This window comes from Thermomonas aquatica, from assembly GCF_006337105.1.
GTDB classification, from domain to species: domain Bacteria; phylum Pseudomonadota; class Gammaproteobacteria; order Xanthomonadales; family Xanthomonadaceae; genus Thermomonas; species Thermomonas aquatica.
The window spans coordinates 420,709-440,407 of record NZ_CP040871.1; the positions used below are offsets into that span (position 1 = coordinate 420,709).

Below are 19,699 nucleotides of genomic sequence, written 5' to 3' on the forward strand. Positions count from 1 at the left end.
TCAGGAACTGCAGGACAGCATCGAGCAGCCGGCCTTGTCCTTCGCCCAATCGGGCCGTTTCCCGGCGTAGCGTTCATGGCCCGGCTGTTCGTCGTACGGGCGACGCATCACTTCCAGCAATTCGCCGATGCCGGCCATGTCGCCGGCATGCGCGCGATCGATCGCTTCCTGCGCCAGCCAGTTGCGCAGCACGTATTTCGGATTCGCGGCGCTCATCCGGGCGCGGCGCTGTTCGGTAGTGAGCGCGTCATCACGCAGGCGCACGGCGTAGCGCTGCAACCAGGCGTTGAAGGCACCCTCGCCGGCTTCGCGCTTGGCGGCGTCGTAGAACGCCTCCTCGAACACCGCCAGCGACGACGCGGCCGGATCGAAATCGGCCAGCGCGCGGAACCACAGCGTCATGTCGACCTCATGCGCGTGCAGCAGGCCGTGCAGGTCGCGGATCAGTTCGACATCGGCATCGCGGCAGTCGGCCAGGCCCAGCTTGCGCGCGGTGGTGTCGCGGTCCGCGGCGGTGAACGCCTCGGCGAAGCGCTGCAGCCCGGCCTGCAGCGGCGCGGGATCGGCGAACAGCGGCGCCAGCGCCGGCGCCAGCTGGCCCAGGTTCCAGTAGGCCACCCGCGGCTGCCAGCCGAAGCGGTAGCGGCGGCCAGTGGCGTCGGTGGTGTTCGGCGTCCAGTCCGGGTCGTAGGCATCGATCCAGCCGTACGGGCCGTAGTCGATGGTCAGTCCGAGGATCGACAGGTTGTCGGTATTGAGCACGCCGTGGACGAAGCCGACCCGCATCCATTCGGCCACCAGCCGCGCGGTGCGTTCGCAGACCTCGCCGAACCATGCGGCATACAACGCTTCGCCCTCGCCCGTCAGCTGCGGATAGTCGCGGGCGATGCAGAAGTCCACCAGCCTGCGCAGCAGTTCGATATCGCCGCACGACGACGGCAGCTCGAAATGGCCGAAGCGCAGGAACGACGGCGCCACCCGGCACACGATCGCGCCCGGCTCCACTTCGGGATGGCCGTCGTAGAACATGTCGCGGACCACGCCATCGCCGCTGCCGATGAGGCTCAGCGCGCGCGTGGTCGGGATGCCGAGGTGGTGCATCGCCTCGCTGCACAGGAATTCGCGGATCGACGAGCGCAGCACCGCGCGGCCATCGGCGGTGCGCGAATACGGCGTCGGGCCGGCGCCTTTCAGCTGCAGTTCGCGGCGCTGGCCATCGGGCAGCACCGCCTCGCCCAGCGAGATCGCCCGGCCATCGCCCAGTTGCCCGGCCCAATGGCCGAACTGGTGACCGCCGTAATTGGTCGCGAACGGCTGCATGCCGGGCAACAGCGCATTGCCGGCGAATACCTGCACGAACTCGGGCGATGCCAGGTCTGCATCGCTGAAACCCAGTTCGGCGGCCACTTCGCGCGAATGCGCCAGCAACTGCGGCGCGGCGACCGGCGTGGGTTCGACCGCCGACCACAGCGCGCCCTGCACCTGGCGCGGGAACACGCGTGGCTCGGGATCGCCGGGCAGCGTGTCGATCAGCGCATTGTCGAAGCGCAGCGGCGTCATCGCGCCACGCCCAGCACGGCGGGGATGACGATTTCTTCCTCGTCCTCGATATGCCTGCGCGCCACGCGGGCGACGCGTTCGCCGGCCTTGGCGATCTCGTCCCAGGCCGAGGCCGGCGCATCGGCGGTCGGCAGGTTCGCCAGCGCGCGCTCCAGCGGGCCCAGCACCGCGTTGAGCACGATGTGGTCGGCTTCCAGCAGGTTCAGCGGCCGCGCCAGCGACGGCGCCGCGCGCAGCAGCTGCGGGAACATGCTCTGGTCTTCCAGCCGATGGTGGCCGTGCAGGTGATCGACGGCGTGCCTGGCGATGGGGGCGATCTCGCCCGCCAGCCGCACGCGGTCGGCATCGGAAAGACCGTCCTCGGCCAGCGTGCGCAACGTGCGCTCGACGATGCCGAGGTTGTGCACCATCGCGCGGTGGATTTCCTGCCAGTGGCGGGCAAGGCCATTCGCATAGTCGGGATGCTCCGCCCAGCGTTGCGGCGGCCATTGCGCCAGCCCGGTCAATGCGGCGCGCAGTTCGGCCTGCAGGCAGGCGCGCTCCAGCACGTTGTGCTCGGGGGTGCGGTAGTCGGGGAAACGGGACGCGGCGGCGTCGAGGACGGTATAGGCCATGGCGCTTGAGATGGGGGCGCAGGCGGCCTCCCGCAAGCGCTGGAGCCTTCGCTCAGGCCCGCGCGCGTACAATGTGCAACCGATTACGGCGAACAGCCGCGAGACGCCCATGAGCGCCGACACCCCGACCACCACCTTCGCCGACCTCGGCCTGCCCGATTCGCTGCTGGCCGCCCTGCGCGAAGTGGGTTACGAAACCCCCAGCCCGATCCAGGCCGCCACCATCCCCGCCCTGCTGGCCGGCCGCGACATGATCGGCCAGGCGCAGACCGGTACCGGCAAGACCGCCGCCTTCGCCCTGCCCGCGCTGGCGCGGCTGGAAGCGGCCGCCAACAAGCCGCAGGTGCTGGTGCTGGCGCCGACCCGCGAGCTGGCGATCCAGGTCGCCGAGGCCTTCCAGAAATACGCACACCACATTCCCGGTTTCCACGTGCTGCCGATCTACGGCGGCCAGAGCTACACGCCGCAGCTGAGCGCGCTCAAGCGCGGCGTGCACGTCGTCGTCGGCACGCCCGGCCGCGTGATCGACCACCTCGAACGCGGTTCGCTCGACCTGTCGCAGCTGCGCATGCTGGTGCTGGACGAAGCCGACGAAATGCTGCGGATGGGCTTCATCGACGATGTCGAAGCCGTGCTCAAGAAGACCCCGGAGACCCGCCAGGTCGCGCTGTTCTCGGCGACGATGCCGGCGCAGATCAAGCGCATCGCCCAGACCTATTTGAAGGATCCGGCGGAGATCGCGATCAAGGCGCCGACCACCACCGCCGAGAACATCCGCCAGCGCTTCTGGATGGTCAGCGGGGTCAACAAGCTGGATGCGCTGACCCGGATCATGGAAGCCGAGCCGTTCGACGCGATGATCATCTTCGCGCGCACCAAGCTGGGCACCGACGAGCTGGCCGAGAAGCTGGCGGCGCGCGGCTTCAGCGCGGCGGCGATCAACGGCGACGTCGAGCAGAAGACCCGCGAGCGCACCATCCAGCGCCTGAAGGACGGCCAGATCGACGTGCTGGTGGCCACCGACGTGGCCGCGCGCGGGCTGGACGTAGAGCGCATCAGCCACGTGCTGAACTACGACATCCCCTACGACACCGAAAGCTACGTGCACCGCATCGGCCGCACCGGCCGCGCCGGGCGCAAGGGCGAGGCGATCCTGTTCGTGGCCCCGCGCGAGCGCGGCATGCTGGGCGCGATCGAGCGCGCCACCCGGCAGAAGATCGAGCAGATGAACCTGCCCAGCGTCGACGCCGTCAACGAGCGCCGCGTGGCCAAGTTCCTGGACAAGATCGAGGGCGCGCTGGCCAGCGACGACCTCTCCGTGTTCCGCGACCTGGTCGAACGCTACGAGCGCGAGAAGAACGTGCCGGCGGTGGAGATCGCCGCCGCACTGGCCGCGCTGGTGCAGGGCAAGACCCCGCTGCTGCTGGCCAAGCCGGCGGTGCCGGAACGCACGTTCGAGATCCGCGAGCGCGCCGAACGCCCCGAACGACCCGCGCGCGAGCCGCGCGAACGCACCCCGCGCGACCCGAACGCGCCGGACGTGCCGATGAAGACCTACCGCATCGAAGTGGGCTACCAGCACGGCGCGCAGCCCGGCCACATCGTCGGCGCGATCGCCAACGAGGCCGACCTGGAAAGCCGTTTCATCGGCCGCATCGACATCCGCGACGACTACACCCTGGTCGACCTGCCGGACGGCATGCCGCCGGACCTGCTGCAGCACATGCAGAACGTGCGCGTGGCCAGCAAGCCGCTGCGCATGAAGGAAGCGACCGCCGAGGACATCGATGCGCCCAAGCGCAAGCGCAGCTTCGGCCCGCCACGCGGCGACCGCCCCGACGGCCCGCGCAAGCCCGGCGGGTTCAAGAAGCCCGGCGGCTTCAAACCGCGCGGCCCGCGTTCCTGACCGGCCGCGATAAGCGCATGACGCACGGCGATTGTCGATGACGCGGCGGGCTTTGGCATAGTCGCCGCATGCCGCGCCTCCTCGTCTTCCAGCACGTCGCCGCCGAACCGCTGGGCACGCTCGACCCGCTGATCCGCCGCCGCGGGCACCGCATCCGCTTCAAGAATTTCGAGCGGCATCCGGACGCGCAGCTCAACACGGAGCGTTACCGCGGGTTGATCGTGCTGGGCGGGCCGATGAACGTCGAAGACCATCCGCAACGGGCGCACCTCGCCAACGAAATGCGCGCGATCGAACGCATGCTGGAACAGGGCAAGCCGGTGCTCGGCATCTGCCTGGGCGCGCAGTTGCTGGCGCATGTGCTGGGCGCGCCGGTACAGCGCAACGAGACGCCGGAGATCGGCTGGTATCCGCTGTGGAAGACCGTCGACGGCTTCGCCGACCCGGTGCTGGCGCCGCTACAGGCGGAGACCCCGGTGTTCCAGTGGCACGGCTGCCGCTTCGACATTCCGAAAGACGCCGTGCACCTGGCGCGCAGCGCGCAATGCGAGCAGCAGGCGTTCCGCTACGGCGACAACGCCTACGGCTTCCAGTTCCACCTGGAGATGGACGAACGCCTGGTCGAGCGCTGGCTGGCGAACCCGGCCTATCGCGAGGAACTGGCCGATGCCGGCCTGCCGCACGACGAGCACGCCATTCGTGCGCAGACGCAGCAGCACATCGCCGCGATGCAGCAACAGGCCGATGCGGTGTTCAACAACTTCCTCGACCTGGTCGGCCGCCCGCAGCGCCGCTACACCCTGCCCTCGCGCGAATGGGCCTGAGCGCGTGAGCGAGCGCGACTTCGACGCCATCGTGATCGGCGCCGGCGCGGCCGGGCTGATGTGCGCGATCGCCGCAGGCCAGCGCGGCCTGCGCGTGCTGGTGCTCGACCACGCCAACAAGGTCGGCAAGAAGATCCTGATGTCCGGCGGCGGGCGCTGCAATTTCACCAATACCGGCACCACGCCGGCCAACTACCTGTCGGCCAATCCGCATTTCTGCAAATCGGCGCTGGCGCGCTACACGCCCTGGCATTTCATCGAGCTGGTCGAACGCCACGGCATCAAGTACCACGAGAAGGAACTCGGCCAGCTGTTCTGCGACGAGTCGTCGAAGCTGATCGTCAAGCTGCTGCTGGACGAATGCGCGGCGGCCGGCGTGGACGTGCGCACCCACTGCAGCATCGAACAGGTCATGCATGGCGACAGCGGGGAGTTCCGGCTGCGCACGTCGCAAGGCAGCTTCTCGGCGCTGGCACTGGTCGTCGCCAGCGGCGGCCTGTCGATCCCGAGCATGGGCGCCAGCGGCTTCGGCTACCAATTGGCCAAGCAGTTCGGCCACGAGGTGCTGCCGACGCGCGCCGGCCTGGTGCCGCTGACGCTCACCGGCAAGCACGCCGAGCGCCTGCAGGAGTTGGCCGGCGTCTCGTTGCCGGTGGAGGCGCGCTGCAATGGCACGAGCTTCCGCAACTTCATGCTGGTCACCCATCGCGGGATCAGCGGCCCGTCGATCCTGCAGATTTCCAGCTATTGGCAGCCCGGCGACGACCTGCGCCTGGACCTGCTGCCCGGCATCGACATCGAGGCACAGCTGCAGGAATGGCAGGCCAGCCGCCGCGATGCGGAGCTCAAGACCTTGCTGGGCGAAGTCCTGCCGAAACGCTTCGCCCAGCGCCTGTGCGAGCACTGGATCGCCAGCAAGCCGCTGCGCCAGTACAACGCGCCGGAACTGCGCGGGATCGCCGAACTGCTGTCGTCATGGCCGCTGGTCGCCAGCGGTACCGAGGGCTATCGCACCGCGGAAGTCACCTTGGGCGGCGTGGATACCGACGGCCTGTCGTCGAGCACGATGATGTCGCGCCACGTACCGGGCCTGTATTTCATCGGCGAGGTGGTCGACGTTACCGGCTGGCTGGGCGGCTACAACTTCCAGTGGGCGTGGGCCAGCGGCCACGCGGCCGGCACGGCGATTGCCGGATGAAATCGGCGGCCTGAGTCAGAACGGCCAGGGCAGCCCGAGGTGCGGCGCCAGGAACCAGTACAGGCCGACCAGCACCAATGCCCACATCGCCAGCTTGAAGAACACGCCGACGACCTTGAGCGCGAGCCAGATGCCGATGATGACGATGACGATGCCGAGCCAGCTCATGCGCGAATCCCGATGGATGTTGCGTGCAGCTTAGGCGACCGGCTCGCCATCGGCCAGCGGCTTGAGTTGCGGGTCCAGCGCCACCCGCTCGTCGAACACGAAGCAGCGCCCGTCGTAACCGGCGCCGCCGACCTGCTCGAAATAGCCCAGGATCCCGCCGTCCAGCTGCAGCAGGTTGTCCATGCCGTCATGGCGCAGCCATAGCGCCGCCTTCTCGCAGCGGATGCCGCCGGTGCAGAAGCTGACCACGGTGGCGTCGCGCAAGGCCTCGCGATGCGGCGCCAGCGCTTCGGGCAGTTCGGTGAAGTTGTCGATCGGCAGGGTCAACGCATCCTTGAAGGTGCCGAAGCCGAATTCCTCGCGGTTGCGGGTATCCAGCAGCACCAGCCGCTTGCCGGCATCATCCCGATAGCCCTGCGCGATCCAGCGCTGCAGCGTCGCGGGTTCGACCGCCGGCGCGCGTGCGCCGGTGTCCAGCGGCGAGGCATGTTCGCGGCGGAACGCGATGATCTCGTCCTTGCGCTTCACCTTGAGCCGCGCGAACGGGATCGTCTCGCTCCAGCTTTCCTTCGCGTGCAGGCTGGCGAAGCGCGGATCGTCGCGCAACCAATCGAGAAAGCCGCGTAGCGGCGCTTCCGCGCCCGCCAGGAACAGGTTCAGGCCTTCCGGCGTCACCAGCATGCTGCCGCGCAGCGCGTCGGCCTCGGCACGCTCGCGCAGGCGCACGGCCAGCGCATCGGCATCGTCGATGGCCACGAACAGGTAGGCGGCGATGTTGAGGATCATGCCGCGCCCTCGTTGCGGGGCAGATCGTTGCGGAGCAGGACGCTGCAGCAGGTGACGGCGCCCTCTGCCTTCTGCAACTCGGACACATCGACCGTGGTCACCGCGATGCCGGCCGCGCGCAGGCGTTGCAGCGTGCGCGGGAAGCCATCGGGATAGAGCAGCGCATCGCCGATGCGGACCGCATTGGCGGCATGCTCTTCGGCGGGATCGACTTCGATGCATCGGTACCCGGCGAATGCGCCGGCATCCACCAGCCACTTCGGATTGACCAGCACGGTGCCGTCGCCCACTTGGGTCACCGCCGACTTCAGGTGCAGGCAGCCGCGGGTGGCCACGTCCTCGACGGTGTAGCCGAACGGCGCCAACAGCTCGCGCAGTTGCTCCCGGCCCGCCGCATTGCTGCGCGCGGAGATGCCGACGAACACGCGCCTGCCGATCCGCAGCACGTCGCCGCCGTCCAGCGTGCCGGGCGCCTCGATCCGCAGCAGGCGACGGAAGCTTGCCAGCACTTGCAGCACAGCCGCGCCCTCGCCACGACGGGATGCCGCACCGGGACGGGTCGCCACCGCGATCTCGTCGAACGCCAGCGCCACGTCCTCCACGAACACCGAATCCGGGAACGCCGCTTGCGCCGGCAAGCGGATCACTTCGCAGCCCAGCGACTCCAGCGCGCGGCAATACGCGTCGTGCTGCGCCTGCGCGCGGCCGATGTCGATCGGGCTGCGGTCGACGAAGGAGAGTTCGCACTGGGCCAGCGCCGGGCTGACCTCGCGGGTGATGGCGGTCCACATGCCGTCATTGTACGGAGCGGCGCATGGGATCATGTGCGGATGCCGACGCCTGCCCGCCTCCCGCCCCGCCTCGCCGTGATCGGCGGCGGCCCCGCCGGCCTGATGGCCGCCGAAGTCGCCTGCACGGCCGGCATCGAGGTCCACCTGTTCGAGGCCAAGGGCTCGGTCGGCCGCAAGTTCCTGATCGCCGGCAAGGGCGGGCTCAACCTCACCCATTCCGAGCCGCGGCCTGCGTTCGATGCGCGCTATCGCGAGCGAGCGGCCGAAGTGGGCGCGTGGCTGGACGCGTTCGATGCCGACGCCTTGCGCGAGTGGGCGCGCGGTTTCGGTATCGAGACTTATGTGGGCAGCTCCGGCCGCGTGTTCCCGATGGATCGCAAGGCCGCGCCGCTGCTGCGCGGCTGGGTGCGGCGGTTGAAGGATGCCGGCGTGCAGTTCCATGTCCACCACCGCTGGCAAGGGTGGGACGATGCCGGCGCGCTGCGCTTCGCCACGTCCGATGGCGAAGCCGCGTTCGCCGCCGATGCCGTGGTGCTGGCGCTGGGCGGTGGCAGCTGGCCGCAACTGGGCTCCGACGGCGCGTGGGTCGAGACGCTGGCGGCGCGCGGCATCGACATCGCGCCGTTGCAATCGGCCAACTGCGGCTTCGACATCGGCTGGAGCGAATTTCTCGCGAAGAAGCATGCCGGCGCGCCGCTGAAGCCGGTGGTTGCGCACTGGCGCGATTCCGCAGGCATCGAACGCGCATTGCAGGGCGAATGCGTGCTGACCGAAAGCGGCATCGAAGGCAGCCTGATCTACGCCATCGCCGCGGACCTGCGCGAGGCGATCAATCGCGACGGCGCGACAATCTTGCATCTCGATCTCGTGCCTGGCCGCGAACGTGAACGGTTGCACCGAGACCTCGAAAAACCGCGCAAAGGACGCAGCCTGGGCGAGCACCTGCGCCGGCAGGCGGGCATCGATGGCGCGAAGGTCGCATTGCTGCACGAGGTGCTGGACAAGCCCGCGTTGCGGGACATGACCCGCGTCGCCGCCACCCTCAAGCGCCTGCCGCTGCGCCTGCTGCGCCCGCGGCCGATGGCCGAAACCATCTCCACCGCAGGCGGCGTGCGGCTGGAAGCGTTGGACGATGCACTGATGCTGCGGGATTTCCCGGGCGTGTTCGCCGCCGGCGAGATGCTGGACTGGGAAGCGCCGACCGGCGGTTATCTGCTCACCGCCTGCTTCGCCAGCGGGCTGCGCGCCGGCAACGGCGCGGTGCGTTGGCTGCAGGCGCCGCGCTAGACCCTTACTTCTTCGCCGCCTCGGCCCTGGCCTTCTCCATCGCGGCCTTCGCGCGTTCCGCGGTGTCCTTCTGGAATTCGGCGATGTGCGGCAGCTCGCGCAGCACCTTCGAGTGCGGATCCAGCGTGTAGCTGGCGCCGGCCGGCAGGTCGACATGACCGCGGCCACCGGTCATCGGCACATCGACCACCCTGTCGCCGACGCGCACCTGCACCGGCAACGGGAACGGTTTGTCGTCCTGCGTTTTCCAGCGTAGCGATAGACCGTTCGCATCGCGCGTAGCCAGCAGTTCCGGCAAGGCGGCATGGCGCAGGTAACCGTCGAAGAACCAGCCGTAGTCCTTGCCGGTGATGCGGTTGACGATGGCGATGAAGTCTGCGGTCGAGGCATAACGCGGCTTGAAGTTGCCGGGACGCGGCGTGGCGGTGCCGTAGACCAGCTCGCGGATGGCGCGGAAGAACGCGGCATCGCCGATCAGCCCGCGCAGGGTATGCAGCGTCAGCGAACCCTTGTAATAGGTATCGTTGCCGGGTCCCTCGCCGGGCTTGTACACCTCGCTTTCCGGCAGACCACGCCCGGAGATCACCGGGTACTTGTTGACCAGCGCCGCACGCTGCTTCATCAGCGCCGCCATGTATTCCATGTCGCCGCGCAGCCACTGCAGGTACAGCGGCTGCATGTAGCTGCCGAAGCCCTCGTGTAGCCAGAAGTCGTCCCAGTCGCGGTGGGTCAGCTGGTTGCCGAACCACTCGTGGGCGAATTCGTGCTGCAGCAGCCAGTCGTAGCCGGCATCGGCCTTCTTGTAGTCGTTGCCGTAGGCATTGATGGTCTGGTGCTCCATGCCCAGGTGCGGGGTCTCGACCACGCCCATCTTTTCGTCGGCGAACGGATACGGGCCGATCATCTCCTCGAAGAAATCCAGCATCGGCGCGAACTCGGCGAACAGGCCCTCGGCCTTGGCCTTGTTGCCCTTGAGGTACCAGAAGCGCAACGGGATGGTATTGCCGTAGCGCGACGTGTATTCGCCCTGCAGTAGTTCGTACGGGCCGATGTTGAGGGCGATGGCATAGGTATTGGGCTGCTTCGCCCGCCAGTGGTAGGTGCGCCAGCCATCCTTTTCGTCCATGCCTTCGGCGATGCCGTTGCCGGCCGCGACCAGCGGCGCCGGCACGCTGACGTGCTGGATCACCTCCCGTGGTTCGCCTTGCGGGTGATCGATGCACGGCCACAGCAGGTCGCAACCTTCGCCCTGCACCGCCGTCGCGACCCAGGGTTCGCCGGTCGGTGCCGTGGCCCAGACGAAACCGCCATCCCATGGCGCCTTGTTCGCCACATGCGGATGGCCGGCATAGCGGATGCGCAACACCGCGCGCGCGCCGGCCGCCAACGGCTTCGGCAGGTCGACCGTCATCCGGCCTTCGGGATTGCGCCAATGCGCGGCAGCAATCGGCTTGCCGTCGACTTCGACCAGCCCGATCCTGTAGTTGCTGTCGAGATCGACGACCAGCCTGTCGATCGGCTTGCTGGCGAGGAAGGTCAGCGTCGCATCGCCGTCCAGCGACTTGCGCGCGGGATCGACCTTGAACGCGAGGTCCGCGCGCTCGAACGCCACCGCTTCCTGTTCCGGCGCGCGCGGCAGGCCGCTGGCGCTGGTGGTCCTGGTCAACGCGGGTTGTCCGGCCTGCGCCGCGAAACCGGCGGACGCGAGTGCGGCGGCAAGCAGGCAACGAGTGAGGCGCATGGCGTGGATCCACGTGAACGGGCGCCAACTTTCGCATGCACGGCCGGGCCCCGACCCTGTCTTTCGTCACATCAACGCGCCGCGACCGACGCGTAGGCTCCCCGGCATCGTCCATGAGGAAGCCGTCATGCGCCTGCTTGCGACCCCGATGCTGCTGACCGCCACATGGCTTTCGATGCCGGGCATCGCCGTTGCCCAACATGCCGGCGAGGATGCGGCGGTGCGCAAGCCGTTGGAAGCCTACCTGCAGGGCCACGCCACAGGCGATGGCGCCTACATGCGCCAGGCCTTCCTGCCGACCGCGCACATCGAGGGCATCCGCGACGGCAAGTTCGTGTCGTGGACCGCGGACGAGTACATCGCCGGCTTCAAGGGCAAACCGGCCGAAGACGAGGCGCAACGCAAGCGTTCGATCGACCGGGTCGACGTCAGCGGCAACGCGGCGATGGCGCGGGCCACCCTCGACTATCCCGGCGGCACCTTCACCGACTACTTCGTGCTGCTCAAGGTCGACGGCGAATGGAAGATCGCCAACAAGGTGTGGACGCGCAACCCGAAGCCGGCAATGCCCTGACCGGCGACGCTCCGCTTCAAGCGGGGCGCGAAGCCCGGCCATGCCGGGCTTCGTCGTCCGCGATCAGCGACAGCGGCCGAAGCGATCCGGCGAAGCGCCGGGGCCACCGCGCCAGCCCGGCGGGTTTTCCCAATTGGTGCCACGCCCGCCCGCGCGTCCCGGCGGGTTGTTGTCGTTGTCCAGCCAGCAACGCCGGGCCTGGTTCCAGAAACCGTGTCGCGGATGCCAATAGCCGTACACCGGGTTGAAGTAGTAACCCGCCGCAACCCGATCGAAGCGGTGCCGCTGGCCCTTGTAGCGCCAGTTCCGATAGTCGGGCGAGGCGCCCGGCCCGCCGCGCCAGCCCGGCGGGTTTTCCCAGTTGGTGCCAGGGCCGCCGGCGTCGCCGGGCGGATTGTTGTCGTGGTCGTGGCGGCGGTCGCGCGCGCCGGCGGTGCCGGCGACGCCCGCGGCGAGCAACGCCGTGAGCAGCAGCATCTTGGTCTTCATCTCGGGACTCCTGTCGCGCTGGATGCGCACTTGCCACAACCGCGCCGGGCCATCCGGCGTTGACGCGAGGTCGGGTTCCGTTTCGCTACGGCTCAGCCATCGAGGCCACCTGCGCCGCGAATCTGAATGGCTGCTTGCGAATTCTTCACACTGGCCGCCAACACGGTGAAATCTCAGCATCGATTCATCCACGCGACCGCTAACTGCTCCCATCGGGCACGAATGGGTCGTGCCCCGAGGAGAAACAGATGACCCGCCTTCCCGCTACCCGCACCCTGACCACCGCCCTGCTCGGCGCGCTGCTCGCCATGGGCGGCATCGCACCCGCGTTCGCGCAGCAGCGGGACGACGACCAGGACAATTACGACCGCCGTGCCGCACGCAAGGAGCAGCGCGACCAGCGCGAGGAACAGCGCCAGCAGGCGCCGCGCCTGGAACAGCGCCAATCGCGCGACGACGAACCGCAGCGCCACGAGCACTGGGGCGACACGCAACGCCAGCAGCAACAGCAGCGCCGCGAAGCCTTGGACATCGAGCAGTCGCGCCAGCGCGAGCGCATGGCCGAGCGCGTCGAACAGCAGCGTCGCGAGCAGGCCGAACGCCAGTCCCAGTGGCGCGAAAACGAAGCCGAACGGGCGCGCGAACGCCGCGAGCAGATCGCCGACCAGGGCCGCCAGCGCGAGGAAATGAGCCGGCGCATGGCCGAGCAGCGCCGTGAAACCGGCCAGCAGCAACAGCGCGAGCAAGCCGAACTCCGCCGCGACATGGAGCGGCGCAGGGACGCCGAGCAACAGCGCAGCCGCGACCAGTCGGCCCGCGAACGGATCATCGCCGACGCCCGCGCCCGCGAGGACCGCAACGACCGCCACGACGAGCGCCGCCCGGATTGGCGCGATGACCGCCGAGACGACGACCGCAACGACCGCATCTCGCGCGAACAGCAGCAGCGCCGGATCGAGGACCAGCGCCGCCGCGCGATGGACTGGCAGCGCAACGAAGCCGCGCGCCGCGCCCAGCTCGAGCACCGCAACCGCGAGCTGGAACGCCAGCGCCGCAACGCGCAGTACCGCTACCAGCAGGACTACTACCGCCGCTGGCTGGCGCAGCAGGCGCGCTGGAACGCCTCGCGCTACGACTACTACAGCGACCCGTACTACTACACCCCGTACAACTACCGCTACAGCTACGGCGGCAACTGGTACAACACCAACAGCTACGGCGCCGAGCTGCTGCGCCAGGCCGTGCGCGACGGCTACCAGGAAGGCTATTACGCCGGCCGTGCGGACCGCATCGACCGCTGGCGCTTCGACTACCGCGGCAACTACGGCTACATCGACGGCAGCTACGGCTACAACGGCTATTACGTCAGCCGCAGCGACTACCGCTACTACTTCCAGCAGGGCTTCGAGCGCGGCTACCGCGACGGCTACTACAGCCGCAACCAGTACGGCCGCTACGACAACGGCATCGCGGTGATCCTGCCGGTGATCCTCGGCGCGATCCTGGGCTTCCAGACCTACTGATCGCCCGCCTCATCGCGGCTTCGACGCCCGGCCTCGCGCCGGGCGTTTTCCTTGCGCGCTCAGCGCAACTGGCTGTCCTTGCTGCCGCGGCGGTTGTAGCCGCTGCCGGCGCCGGCCTCGCGGTCGTGCGCCTCCTGGCAGGGCACGCACAAGCGCACCCCGGGCATCGCCTTGCGCCGCGCTTCCGGGATCGGCGCATCGCATTCCTCGCAACGCTCGAGCCCGGGCCCGCTCGGCAACTGGCTGCGCGCGCGCTTGATCGCATCCTTCACGGTCGCGTCGATCTGGTCCTGCACCGCGCCGTCGCCGGCCCAACCGGTTGCCATGGCCCGCCCTCCCGTCGATCCTTCGGCCGCAACCCTAGCACCAGGCCGGCCAGCGGTGTGGCATGCCGCGCGTCCGTGCCCCACACTGTGGGCAACGCTCTGGGGGGAGCCGGTGGATGGCTGCAGTTCCGAACGAGGCATCGCGCGCCAATGCCGGTGACGCGCCATTGCGGCTGCATGGCCTGCACAGGCGCGTCTATCGCTTCCGCACGCTGGGCATGGGCCTCGGTTTCCTGCCGATCGCGGCGGTCCTGCTGGAATTGCAGGCGCCGTGGCCGGCATGGACATGAGCGGCATGCTGCTGCCTGCTGTGGCCGCACCTCGCCTATCTCGCGGCCGCGCGCAGCGCGGATCCATTCAAGGCGGAACTGCGCAACCTGATGATCGATTCCGCGCTGGCCGGCAGCCTGGTGCCGGTGATGCAGTTCAACCTGCTGCCCTCGGTCCTGCTGATGACGGTGACCACCGCCGACAAGATCAATTCCGGCGTGCGCGGCCTGTGGCGCCGCTCGCTGCCGGCCATGCTGCTCGCCCTGCTCGCGGCGGGACTGTCGACCGGCTTCGCGATGCGCTTGCCCACCAGCACGCCGGTCCTGCTGGCCTGCCTGCCGATCCTGGTCATCCACACCCTGGCGGTCAGCGCCAGCGGCTACCAGCTGATCCGCAAGGTGCAGAAGCAGAACCTGCGCCTGGACGAACTCACCCGCTTCGATGCGCTGACCGGGCTGGAAAGCCGCGGCCACTGGCAGCAACAGGTGGAAGCCCTGCTCGCCCGCCACGACGCGGCCGCGCCGGCCAGCATGCTGCTGGTCGACGTCGACCTGTTCAAGGACATCAACGACGGCCATGGCCATGCCAGCGGCGACGACGTCCTGCGCGGCATCGCCGGGGTGATCCGCGCCGCGATACCCGACGGCAGCCACGCCGGCCGGGTCGGCGGCGACGAATTCGCGATCGCGGTACCGGTCGCGCTGGACGCTGCACGGCGCATCGGCGAACGCATCCGCCAGGGCGTGGATGCGCTCGAGTTCCCGCGACAGCCGCCGTTGCGCTGCTCGGTCAGCATCGGCATCGCCGAACCGCCCGCGGGCGATGCCGGCCTGCGCGGCTGGATGGAAGCCGCCGACCAGGCGCTGTATCGCGCCAAGGCCGCGGGACGCAATCGCGTCGCGGCCCGTCCGGACCTGCCGGCATTGGCGGAACCTTGACGCCGGCTTCGGCCAGAATCGCCCGATGGACATGGCACCGAACAAGCAACGCAAGCTGATCGCCACGCTGTCGGATTCGATCAGCGGCGCGCGATCGCTGGAGCAACTGGTGCGGCCGCTGCTGGTGCTGCTGGAAACGGTCACCGGGCTGGAATCGACCTACATGACCGCGATCGACGAGGATGCCGGCCTGCAGCACATCCTGTACGCGCGCAACAGCCAGAGCCTGCAGATCCCGGAAGGCCTGTCGGTGCCGTGGGACGACACCCTGTGCAAGCGCGCGCTGGACGAAGGCCGCATGTACACCGACGACGTCGCCGACTGCTGGGGCGATTCGGATGCGGCGCGCGCGCTCGGCATCGCCACCTATGCCAGCACCCCGATCCACGGCGAGGGCGGCCGCCTGGTCGGCACCCTGTGCGCCGCCAGCGACCGGCGCAAGCCGCTGGCCGAGGATGCGGCGCAGGTGCTGCGCATGTGCTCGCAGCTGATCGGCCAGCAGGTCGAGCGCGAGCGCCTGCTGCAGGAATTGCGGCATGCGAACGAGGCGCTGGCGCGCAGCGCGCTCACCGATTCCGCCACCGGCCTGCCCAACCGTCGCGCGCTGATGGACGAACTGGGCAGGCGGCTGGCGCGCAGCGAACGCAACCACAACGAACTGTTGGTCGCCTTCATCGACCTCGACGGCTTCAAGGCGATCAACGACCGGCACGGCCACGAGGCCGGCGATCGCCTGCTGGTGCTGATCGCGGATGCGCTCAGCCATGCCGCGCGCGCCGGCGACTACTGCGCGCGGCTAGGCGGCGACGAATTCGTGGTGCTGGCCAGCGTGCCGGCGGATGAAGGCGACGCCGCGCTGGCGGCATTGCAAAAACGCCTGTACGAGGCCACGCGCGGACATTTCGAACTGGGCGATGGCATCGCCATCGACTACGCCGGCCCCAGCATCGGCGTGATCCTCGCCCCCGCCGACCAGCACGACGTGGATGCCGTGCTGGCGTTGGCGGATGCGGCGATGTATTCGGTCAAGCGCCTGCGCCGGGCCGACCGCCCGCGTTAACCGGTCTTGCGCGCCTTCCAGGCCGCCAGCAACTCGGCCTCCTTCTCGCGGCTGATGCCGGCGCGCGGCTTGGCCTGGCGTTCGGCCGGCAGCGCATGGAACCAGTCGAGCAGGTCGGCCACCGTGGTCGCCAGCGGGCGCAGGGTCAGGCCCGCGGCCAGTGCGCGCGCATTGCTGACCGAGCCGTAGCCCGCGTACGGATTGTCCGCGCGCGGCACCCAGATCGGCAGCTCGACCTTCTGCTCGTCGATGAACTGCGGCGACACGTGGGTCAGCTGGATGCCGTTGGCGGTGACGGCCTGGCAGCCGTAGATCATCGCGTCGGTGGAGAGCGGGTAATCCGGCCCGACCGCATTGAAGATGCCGTAAGTCCTGGCTTCGGCCAGGCGGATCATCCATTCGCCCAGGTCGCGGCCGTCGATGACCTGGATCGGGTCCTGGCCATCGCCCGGCACCAGCATCTCGCCGCCCTGCGCCACCCGCAGCGGCCAGTAGGTGAAGCGGTCGGTCTCGTCGCGCGGGCCGACGATGTAGCCGGGGCGGACGATCGTGCTGCGTTCGCCGTAGTGCTTGCGCACCTCGGCTTCGCTCAGCGCCTTCAGCGGGCCGTACAGGTTCTCGATGTCGGCCATCAGGTTGGCCTGGGTCTCCGCCATCGCGTCCTTGCCCTTGTAGACGGCCAGCGGCGCGTCCTCGGTCATGCCCGGCTTGCTGCCGTCGGCGTACACCGAGATGGTCGAGATGAACATGTAGTGGCCGACGTTGTCCTTCAGCACCTTGGCCGCGTCGCGCACCCAGAACGGCAGGCTGGTCGGGTTGTCGATGCACACGTCCCACTTGCGGCCCGCAAGCGACTTCAGGTCGCCGGTGTTGCGGTCGCCGTGCAGCTGCTCGACCTCGCCCGGCCATTCCGGCGAGGGCCGCTTGCCGCGGTTGAACAGGGTCACCTTGTGCCCGCGCGCCAACGCGTAGTTGACCTGGAACGGGCCGGTGAAGCCGGTGCCGCCAAGGATCAGGATGTCCAGCGGCTTGGCCGCCTTGCCCACCGGCGCAGGCGCGGTGCCGGACGAAGCGATGGAAGGCAGCGCAGTGGCGGCGGTGGCCAGTGCGCCGAACTTGAGCAGGTCGCGGCGGGTGGTGTTCATGCGGGTCCCCGGTGGTGGTCGCCCCACTCTGCCAGCGGCCCGGGACCGGCGCGTATGTCGGAAGTCGGGGGCACTGACGTCACGGGGCGCCCTTTCTAGACAAATTTTTCTAGACAATCTTTTCTAGTAGGCGTAGCGTGGCCTGCAATCGATGCGGGAACCCAGCGATGCGCGGCAAACGCCTACCCAAGCCCACCCCGGCGGAACTCGAGCTGCTGCGCACGCTGTGGCGGCTCGGCCCGTCCTCGGTCAAGCAGGTCCACGAAGCGCAGCAGGCGGAACGCCCGGAGCTGGGCTACGCCAACGTGCTGCGGCTGATGCAGATCATGCACGGCAAGGGCCTGCTCAAGCGCGACGAAAGCCAGCGCGCACACGTCTATGCCGCCGCGCAGCAGCCGGGCTCGATGCAGACCAAGCTGCTCGACGACTTCATCCACAAGGCCTTCTCCGGCTCCGGCAAGGACCTGGTGCTGGCGGCCCTGCGCGGCGGCCGTGTCAGCGATGCCGAACGCGAGGAAATCCAGCGCTTCCTGGAGGACACCCGCAATGACTGACGCGATCGCGATGTTGGTGCCGGTGATGGCCACGGTGCTGCTGCATTTCCTCTGGCAGGGCGTGCTGGTCGGCGTGCTGGCGTGGATGCTGTTGTCGCTGCTGCCTGCGGCGCGCCCGCAGGCGCGCTATGCGGTGGCCTGCGGCGCCCTGCTCGCCTGCGTGCTGCTGCCGCTGCTGACCTTCGCGAAACTGTCATTCGCAGGCGACGCCGAGGCCGCGGGCGTCACCGCCGCCTTGGCCGATGGGAGCGCCATCGTCGGGCCGACGATGGATGCGGCGGTGCTGTCCACCCTGTCCTCGCCCGGCAATCCGCTGCTGCAATGGATCGTCACGCTGTGGGCCGCCGGTGCCGGTGCCCTCGCCCTGCGCATGGCCTGCGGTTTGTGGTGGGTGCGCCGCCTGCGCACCCGCCCGCCCTGCGGCAACGCGCAACGCTGGGAAATCTGCGTGGATCGCCTGGCCTACCGCTTCGGCATCCGCCGGCATGTCGCGGTACGGTTGATCGAAGACGGCGACAGCCCGCTGTCGGTCGGTTGGTGGAAACCGATAGTGCTGCTGCCCGCCGCGATCGCCGCGCGCATGCCCGAGCCATTGCTGGAAGCCTTGATCGCGCACGAACTCGCGCATATCCGCCGCCACGACTACCTGGTCAACCTGCTGCAGGGGGTGGTCGAGGCGCTGCTGTTCTACCACCCGGTGGTCTGGTGGCTGTCGCACCGCATCCGGGTCGAACGCGAGCTGGTCGCCGACGACCTGGCCGCTGCACAACTTGGCGACCCGCGCCGGCTCGCCCTCGCCCTGTCCGAACTCGACCGCCTCGCCATCACGCGGTCGCCCATCCCGCACACCGCACTCGCGCAAGCCGCGCATGGAGGTCAGCTCATGTCCCGCATCAGGCAATTGCTCCGTCCCGAACACCGCATCGTCGGCGGCACCCTGCTGCTGCCCGCGATCGGCATCGTCGCCCTCGGCATCGCCTTCCAGGCGTATGCCAAGCTGGGGTCGACGCATCCGCTGCATGTCGCCTCCTCGACCGACGCACCTCCCCCGCCCCCGCCGCCTCCACCGAGCACGCCACGCACGCCGCCGCCGGCACCGCCTGCGCCTCCTGCACCACCGAGCGAACCCCTGCCTCCGCCTCCGCCGCCTCCGCCGCCTTTGCGCAACAAGGTTTCGATGCACTACGGCAGCAGCCGCGACGGTTATGCACTGGTGCGCAAGGGGCAGGACAACTACACCATGTCGGGCGACACCGACGATATCCGCGACATCAATGCGGCGAAGCATCGGATTGATGGCGACTTCATCTGGTTCCGCCGCGACGGCAAGGCCTGGGTGGTGCGCGATGCCGGCGTGCTGGCCCGTGCCAACCAGGCCTGGGACGCGACCAGGCCGCATGAAGCGAAGATGCAGGCGTTGGAGGCGCGGATGGAGCCGCACCAGCAGAAGATGGAAGTCCTCGGCAAGCGCATGGAAAGCATGCACGCCGGCTTCGAGCAGACGCCGCAGTCGCGCGAAGCCGAGCGCGCGATGCAGGCCCTGGCCGAACGCCAACGCGACCTCGCCGAGCGGCAACGCGCGCTGGCGATGCAATACGTGCGCGCCAGCGATGCCGAGCGCGAACGCCTGGACCGCCAGTCGCAGCAGCTCGACGCGCAGCAGGAGGCCATGAGCGCGCAGATGGAACGCCACTCCGCCGTGCTCGAGCAGCAGCATCAGCGCATGCAGGGCGAGAGCGCGAAGATGGAAGCCGTGGCCCGCGAGATGGAAGCCGCCAGCAAGCCGATGGAGGCGATCGGCAAGGAGATGGAAACCATCGGCAAGCAGATCGAGCGCGAGGCCAGGATCGCCGACCGCCAGGTACGCAGCTTGATCGATGAAGCGGTGCAGCAGGGCCTGGCGCAGCCGGCGCCCGTGCAGCGCTGAACACCGGCACATCGACGA

The 19,699-nt window shown here is 69.0% G+C and carries 20 protein-coding genes; 11 read left to right on the plus strand and 9 right to left on the minus strand.

The window, feature by feature from the left end; translation table 11 throughout:
• Together FHQ07_RS01945 and FHQ07_RS01950 are read right to left on the minus strand one after the other, a co-directional pair.
• Complete coding sequence (locus tag FHQ07_RS01945) at positions 1 to 1,560, minus strand: protein adenylyltransferase SelO (protein WP_139715093.1); 1,560 nt, start codon at positions 1,558 to 1,560, stop codon at positions 1 to 3.
• Complete coding sequence (locus FHQ07_RS01950; RefSeq protein WP_168191434.1) at positions 1,557 to 2,174, minus strand: hemerythrin domain-containing protein; 618 nt, start codon at positions 2,172 to 2,174, stop codon at positions 1,557 to 1,559. The genes FHQ07_RS01945 and FHQ07_RS01950 overlap by 4 nt, the downstream gene beginning before the upstream one ends.
• Before the next feature lie 109 nt (positions 2,175 to 2,283).
• Between FHQ07_RS01950 and FHQ07_RS01955 the strand changes: the two genes are divergently transcribed.
• The 3 genes from FHQ07_RS01955 (at position 2,284) to FHQ07_RS01965 (ending at position 6,102) form a co-directional block, all read left to right on the plus strand.
• Positions 2,284 to 4,080 (plus strand): DEAD/DEAH box helicase, encoded by a 1,797-nt coding sequence (locus FHQ07_RS01955; RefSeq protein ID WP_139715095.1) that lies wholly within the window; start codon positions 2,284 to 2,286, stop codon positions 4,078 to 4,080.
• 68 nt (positions 4,081 to 4,148) lie between these two features.
• Positions 4,149 to 4,904 (plus strand): type 1 glutamine amidotransferase, encoded by a 756-nt coding sequence (locus tag FHQ07_RS01960; RefSeq protein ID WP_139715096.1) that lies wholly within the window; start codon positions 4,149 to 4,151, stop codon positions 4,902 to 4,904.
• Between the two features lie 4 nt (positions 4,905 to 4,908).
• A complete protein-coding gene (locus FHQ07_RS01965; protein WP_277871805.1) occupies positions 4,909 to 6,102 on the plus strand; it encodes a BaiN/RdsA family NAD(P)/FAD-dependent oxidoreductase in 1,194 nt (397 codons plus the stop codon).
• Positions 6,103 to 6,117: 15 nt separating this feature from the next.
• Here FHQ07_RS01965 and FHQ07_RS14265 read toward each other — a convergent pair whose 3' ends face one another.
• The 3 genes from FHQ07_RS14265 to FHQ07_RS01975 are packed head-to-tail and all read right to left on the minus strand — an operon-like array spanning position 6,118 to position 7,847.
• Complete coding sequence (locus tag FHQ07_RS14265; protein WP_168191435.1) at positions 6,118 to 6,270, minus strand: hypothetical protein; 153 nt, start codon at positions 6,268 to 6,270, stop codon at positions 6,118 to 6,120.
• A gap of 30 nt (positions 6,271 to 6,300) precedes the next feature.
• The gene (locus tag FHQ07_RS01970; protein WP_139715098.1) at positions 6,301 to 7,056 is read right to left on the minus strand and encodes a sulfurtransferase; all 756 of its coding nucleotides are present in this window, start codon (positions 7,054 to 7,056) and stop codon (positions 6,301 to 6,303) included.
• Positions 7,053 to 7,847 (minus strand): dimethylarginine dimethylaminohydrolase family protein, encoded by a 795-nt coding sequence (locus tag FHQ07_RS01975; RefSeq protein WP_139715099.1) that lies wholly within the window; start codon positions 7,845 to 7,847, stop codon positions 7,053 to 7,055. Before FHQ07_RS01975 ends, FHQ07_RS01970 begins: the two co-directional genes overlap by 4 nt.
• 39 nt (positions 7,848 to 7,886) lie before the next feature.
• On the opposite strand from FHQ07_RS01975, the gene FHQ07_RS01980 reads away from it, so the two are divergent.
• Entirely contained in the window at positions 7,887 to 9,134 is a 1,248-nt protein-coding gene (locus FHQ07_RS01980; RefSeq protein WP_139715100.1) for a TIGR03862 family flavoprotein, read from the plus strand.
• A gap of 4 nt (positions 9,135 to 9,138) precedes the next feature.
• Here FHQ07_RS01980 and FHQ07_RS01985 read toward each other — a convergent pair whose 3' ends face one another.
• Entirely contained in the window at positions 9,139 to 10,875 is a 1,737-nt protein-coding gene (locus FHQ07_RS01985) for a M1 family metallopeptidase (protein WP_139715101.1), read from the minus strand.
• 127 nt (positions 10,876 to 11,002) lie between these two features.
• Between FHQ07_RS01985 and FHQ07_RS01990 the strand changes: the two genes are divergently transcribed.
• On the plus strand, positions 11,003 to 11,449 hold the full coding sequence (locus tag FHQ07_RS01990) for a nuclear transport factor 2 family protein (RefSeq protein WP_206202337.1): 447 nt from the start codon (positions 11,003 to 11,005) through the stop codon (positions 11,447 to 11,449).
• Between the two features lie 63 nt (positions 11,450 to 11,512).
• Here FHQ07_RS01990 and FHQ07_RS01995 read toward each other — a convergent pair whose 3' ends face one another.
• Positions 11,513 to 11,938 carry a hypothetical protein gene (locus tag FHQ07_RS01995; protein WP_139715102.1) on the minus strand — a complete coding sequence of 142 codons (426 nt, stop codon included), beginning with the start codon at positions 11,936 to 11,938 and terminating at the stop codon, positions 11,513 to 11,515.
• Positions 11,939 to 12,186: 248 nt separating this feature from the next.
• Between FHQ07_RS01995 and FHQ07_RS02000 the strand changes: the two genes are divergently transcribed.
• Positions 12,187 to 13,461 (plus strand): hypothetical protein, encoded by a 1,275-nt coding sequence (locus FHQ07_RS02000; RefSeq protein WP_139715103.1) that lies wholly within the window; start codon positions 12,187 to 12,189, stop codon positions 13,459 to 13,461.
• A 59-nt stretch (positions 13,462 to 13,520) separates the two neighbouring features.
• Here FHQ07_RS02000 and FHQ07_RS02005 read toward each other — a convergent pair whose 3' ends face one another.
• Positions 13,521 to 13,787 (minus strand): DksA/TraR family C4-type zinc finger protein, encoded by a 267-nt coding sequence (locus tag FHQ07_RS02005; RefSeq protein ID WP_139715104.1) that lies wholly within the window; start codon positions 13,785 to 13,787, stop codon positions 13,521 to 13,523.
• 116 nt (positions 13,788 to 13,903) lie between these two features.
• On the opposite strand from FHQ07_RS02005, the gene FHQ07_RS14485 reads away from it, so the two are divergent.
• Genes FHQ07_RS14485 through FHQ07_RS14615 form a run of 3 tightly spaced genes read left to right on the plus strand, consistent with a single transcriptional unit; the run spans position 13,904 to position 16,055 of the window.
• Positions 13,904 to 14,077, plus strand: coding sequence for a hypothetical protein (locus FHQ07_RS14485; protein WP_240703528.1), 174 nt, complete (start codon positions 13,904 to 13,906; stop codon positions 14,075 to 14,077).
• 18 nt (positions 14,078 to 14,095) lie between these two features.
• Positions 14,096 to 14,995 carry a sensor domain-containing diguanylate cyclase gene (locus tag FHQ07_RS02010; RefSeq protein ID WP_240703576.1) on the plus strand — a complete coding sequence of 300 codons (900 nt, stop codon included), beginning with the start codon at positions 14,096 to 14,098 and terminating at the stop codon, positions 14,993 to 14,995.
• Positions 14,996 to 15,020: 25 nt separating this feature from the next.
• Positions 15,021 to 16,055 (plus strand): sensor domain-containing diguanylate cyclase, encoded by a 1,035-nt coding sequence (locus FHQ07_RS14615; protein ID WP_277871806.1) that lies wholly within the window; start codon positions 15,021 to 15,023, stop codon positions 16,053 to 16,055.
• Here the strand turns inward: FHQ07_RS14615 and FHQ07_RS02020 are convergent.
• Complete coding sequence (locus tag FHQ07_RS02020; RefSeq protein WP_139715105.1) at positions 16,052 to 17,200, minus strand: SDR family oxidoreductase; 1,149 nt, start codon at positions 17,198 to 17,200, stop codon at positions 16,052 to 16,054. The two genes, FHQ07_RS14615 and FHQ07_RS02020, sit on opposite strands and share 4 nt — an antisense overlap.
• A 167-nt stretch (positions 17,201 to 17,367) precedes the next feature.
• Here FHQ07_RS02020 and FHQ07_RS02025 point away from each other — a divergent pair, with 167 nt between their 5' ends.
• Both FHQ07_RS02025 and FHQ07_RS02030 read left to right on the plus strand, forming a co-directional pair.
• The gene (locus FHQ07_RS02025; protein ID WP_139715106.1) at positions 17,368 to 17,754 is read left to right on the plus strand and encodes a BlaI/MecI/CopY family transcriptional regulator; all 387 of its coding nucleotides are present in this window, start codon (positions 17,368 to 17,370) and stop codon (positions 17,752 to 17,754) included.
• Positions 17,747 to 19,681, plus strand: coding sequence for a M56 family metallopeptidase (locus tag FHQ07_RS02030; protein ID WP_168191437.1), 1,935 nt, complete (start codon positions 17,747 to 17,749; stop codon positions 19,679 to 19,681). The genes FHQ07_RS02025 and FHQ07_RS02030 overlap by 8 nt, the downstream gene beginning before the upstream one ends.
• Positions 19,682 to 19,699: the final 18 nt, after the last annotated feature.

Excerpts from the sequence above, each read along its gene's own strand:
- FHQ07_RS01990 (WP_206202337.1), top strand. The coding sequence starts at position 11,003 with ATGCGCCTGCTTGCGACCCCGATGCTGCTGACCGCCACATGGCTTTCG.
- FHQ07_RS01985 (WP_139715101.1), bottom strand. The coding sequence starts at position 10,875 with ATGCGCCTCACTCGTTGCCTGCTTGCCGCCGCACTCGCGTCCGCCGGT.
- FHQ07_RS02000 (WP_139715103.1), top strand. The coding sequence starts at position 12,187 with ATGACCCGCCTTCCCGCTACCCGCACCCTGACCACCGCCCTGCTCGGC.
- FHQ07_RS01970 (WP_139715098.1), bottom strand. The coding sequence starts at position 7,056 with ATGATCCTCAACATCGCCGCCTACCTGTTCGTGGCCATCGACGATGCC.
- FHQ07_RS01980 (WP_139715100.1), top strand. The coding sequence starts at position 7,887 with ATGCCGACGCCTGCCCGCCTCCCGCCCCGCCTCGCCGTGATCGGCGGC.
- FHQ07_RS14485 (WP_240703528.1), top strand. The coding sequence starts at position 13,904 with ATGGCTGCAGTTCCGAACGAGGCATCGCGCGCCAATGCCGGTGACGCG.
- FHQ07_RS14615 (WP_277871806.1), top strand. The coding sequence starts at position 15,021 with ATGGACATGGCACCGAACAAGCAACGCAAGCTGATCGCCACGCTGTCG.
- FHQ07_RS01950 (WP_168191434.1), bottom strand. The coding sequence starts at position 2,174 with ATGGCCTATACCGTCCTCGACGCCGCCGCGTCCCGTTTCCCCGACTAC.
- FHQ07_RS02020 (WP_139715105.1), bottom strand. The coding sequence starts at position 17,200 with ATGAACACCACCCGCCGCGACCTGCTCAAGTTCGGCGCACTGGCCACC.
- FHQ07_RS01945 (WP_139715093.1), bottom strand. The coding sequence starts at position 1,560 with ATGACGCCGCTGCGCTTCGACAATGCGCTGATCGACACGCTGCCCGGC.
- FHQ07_RS01995 (WP_139715102.1), bottom strand. The coding sequence starts at position 11,938 with ATGAAGACCAAGATGCTGCTGCTCACGGCGTTGCTCGCCGCGGGCGTC.
- FHQ07_RS01955 (WP_139715095.1), top strand. The coding sequence starts at position 2,284 with ATGAGCGCCGACACCCCGACCACCACCTTCGCCGACCTCGGCCTGCCC.
- FHQ07_RS02030 (WP_168191437.1), top strand. The coding sequence starts at position 17,747 with ATGACTGACGCGATCGCGATGTTGGTGCCGGTGATGGCCACGGTGCTG.
- FHQ07_RS02005 (WP_139715104.1), bottom strand. The coding sequence starts at position 13,787 with ATGGCAACCGGTTGGGCCGGCGACGGCGCGGTGCAGGACCAGATCGAC.
- FHQ07_RS01960 (WP_139715096.1), top strand. The coding sequence starts at position 4,149 with ATGCCGCGCCTCCTCGTCTTCCAGCACGTCGCCGCCGAACCGCTGGGC.
- FHQ07_RS01975 (WP_139715099.1), bottom strand. The coding sequence starts at position 7,847 with ATGTGGACCGCCATCACCCGCGAGGTCAGCCCGGCGCTGGCCCAGTGC.
- FHQ07_RS14265 (WP_168191435.1), bottom strand. The coding sequence starts at position 6,270 with ATGAGCTGGCTCGGCATCGTCATCGTCATCATCGGCATCTGGCTCGCG.
- FHQ07_RS02025 (WP_139715106.1), top strand. The coding sequence starts at position 17,368 with ATGCGCGGCAAACGCCTACCCAAGCCCACCCCGGCGGAACTCGAGCTG.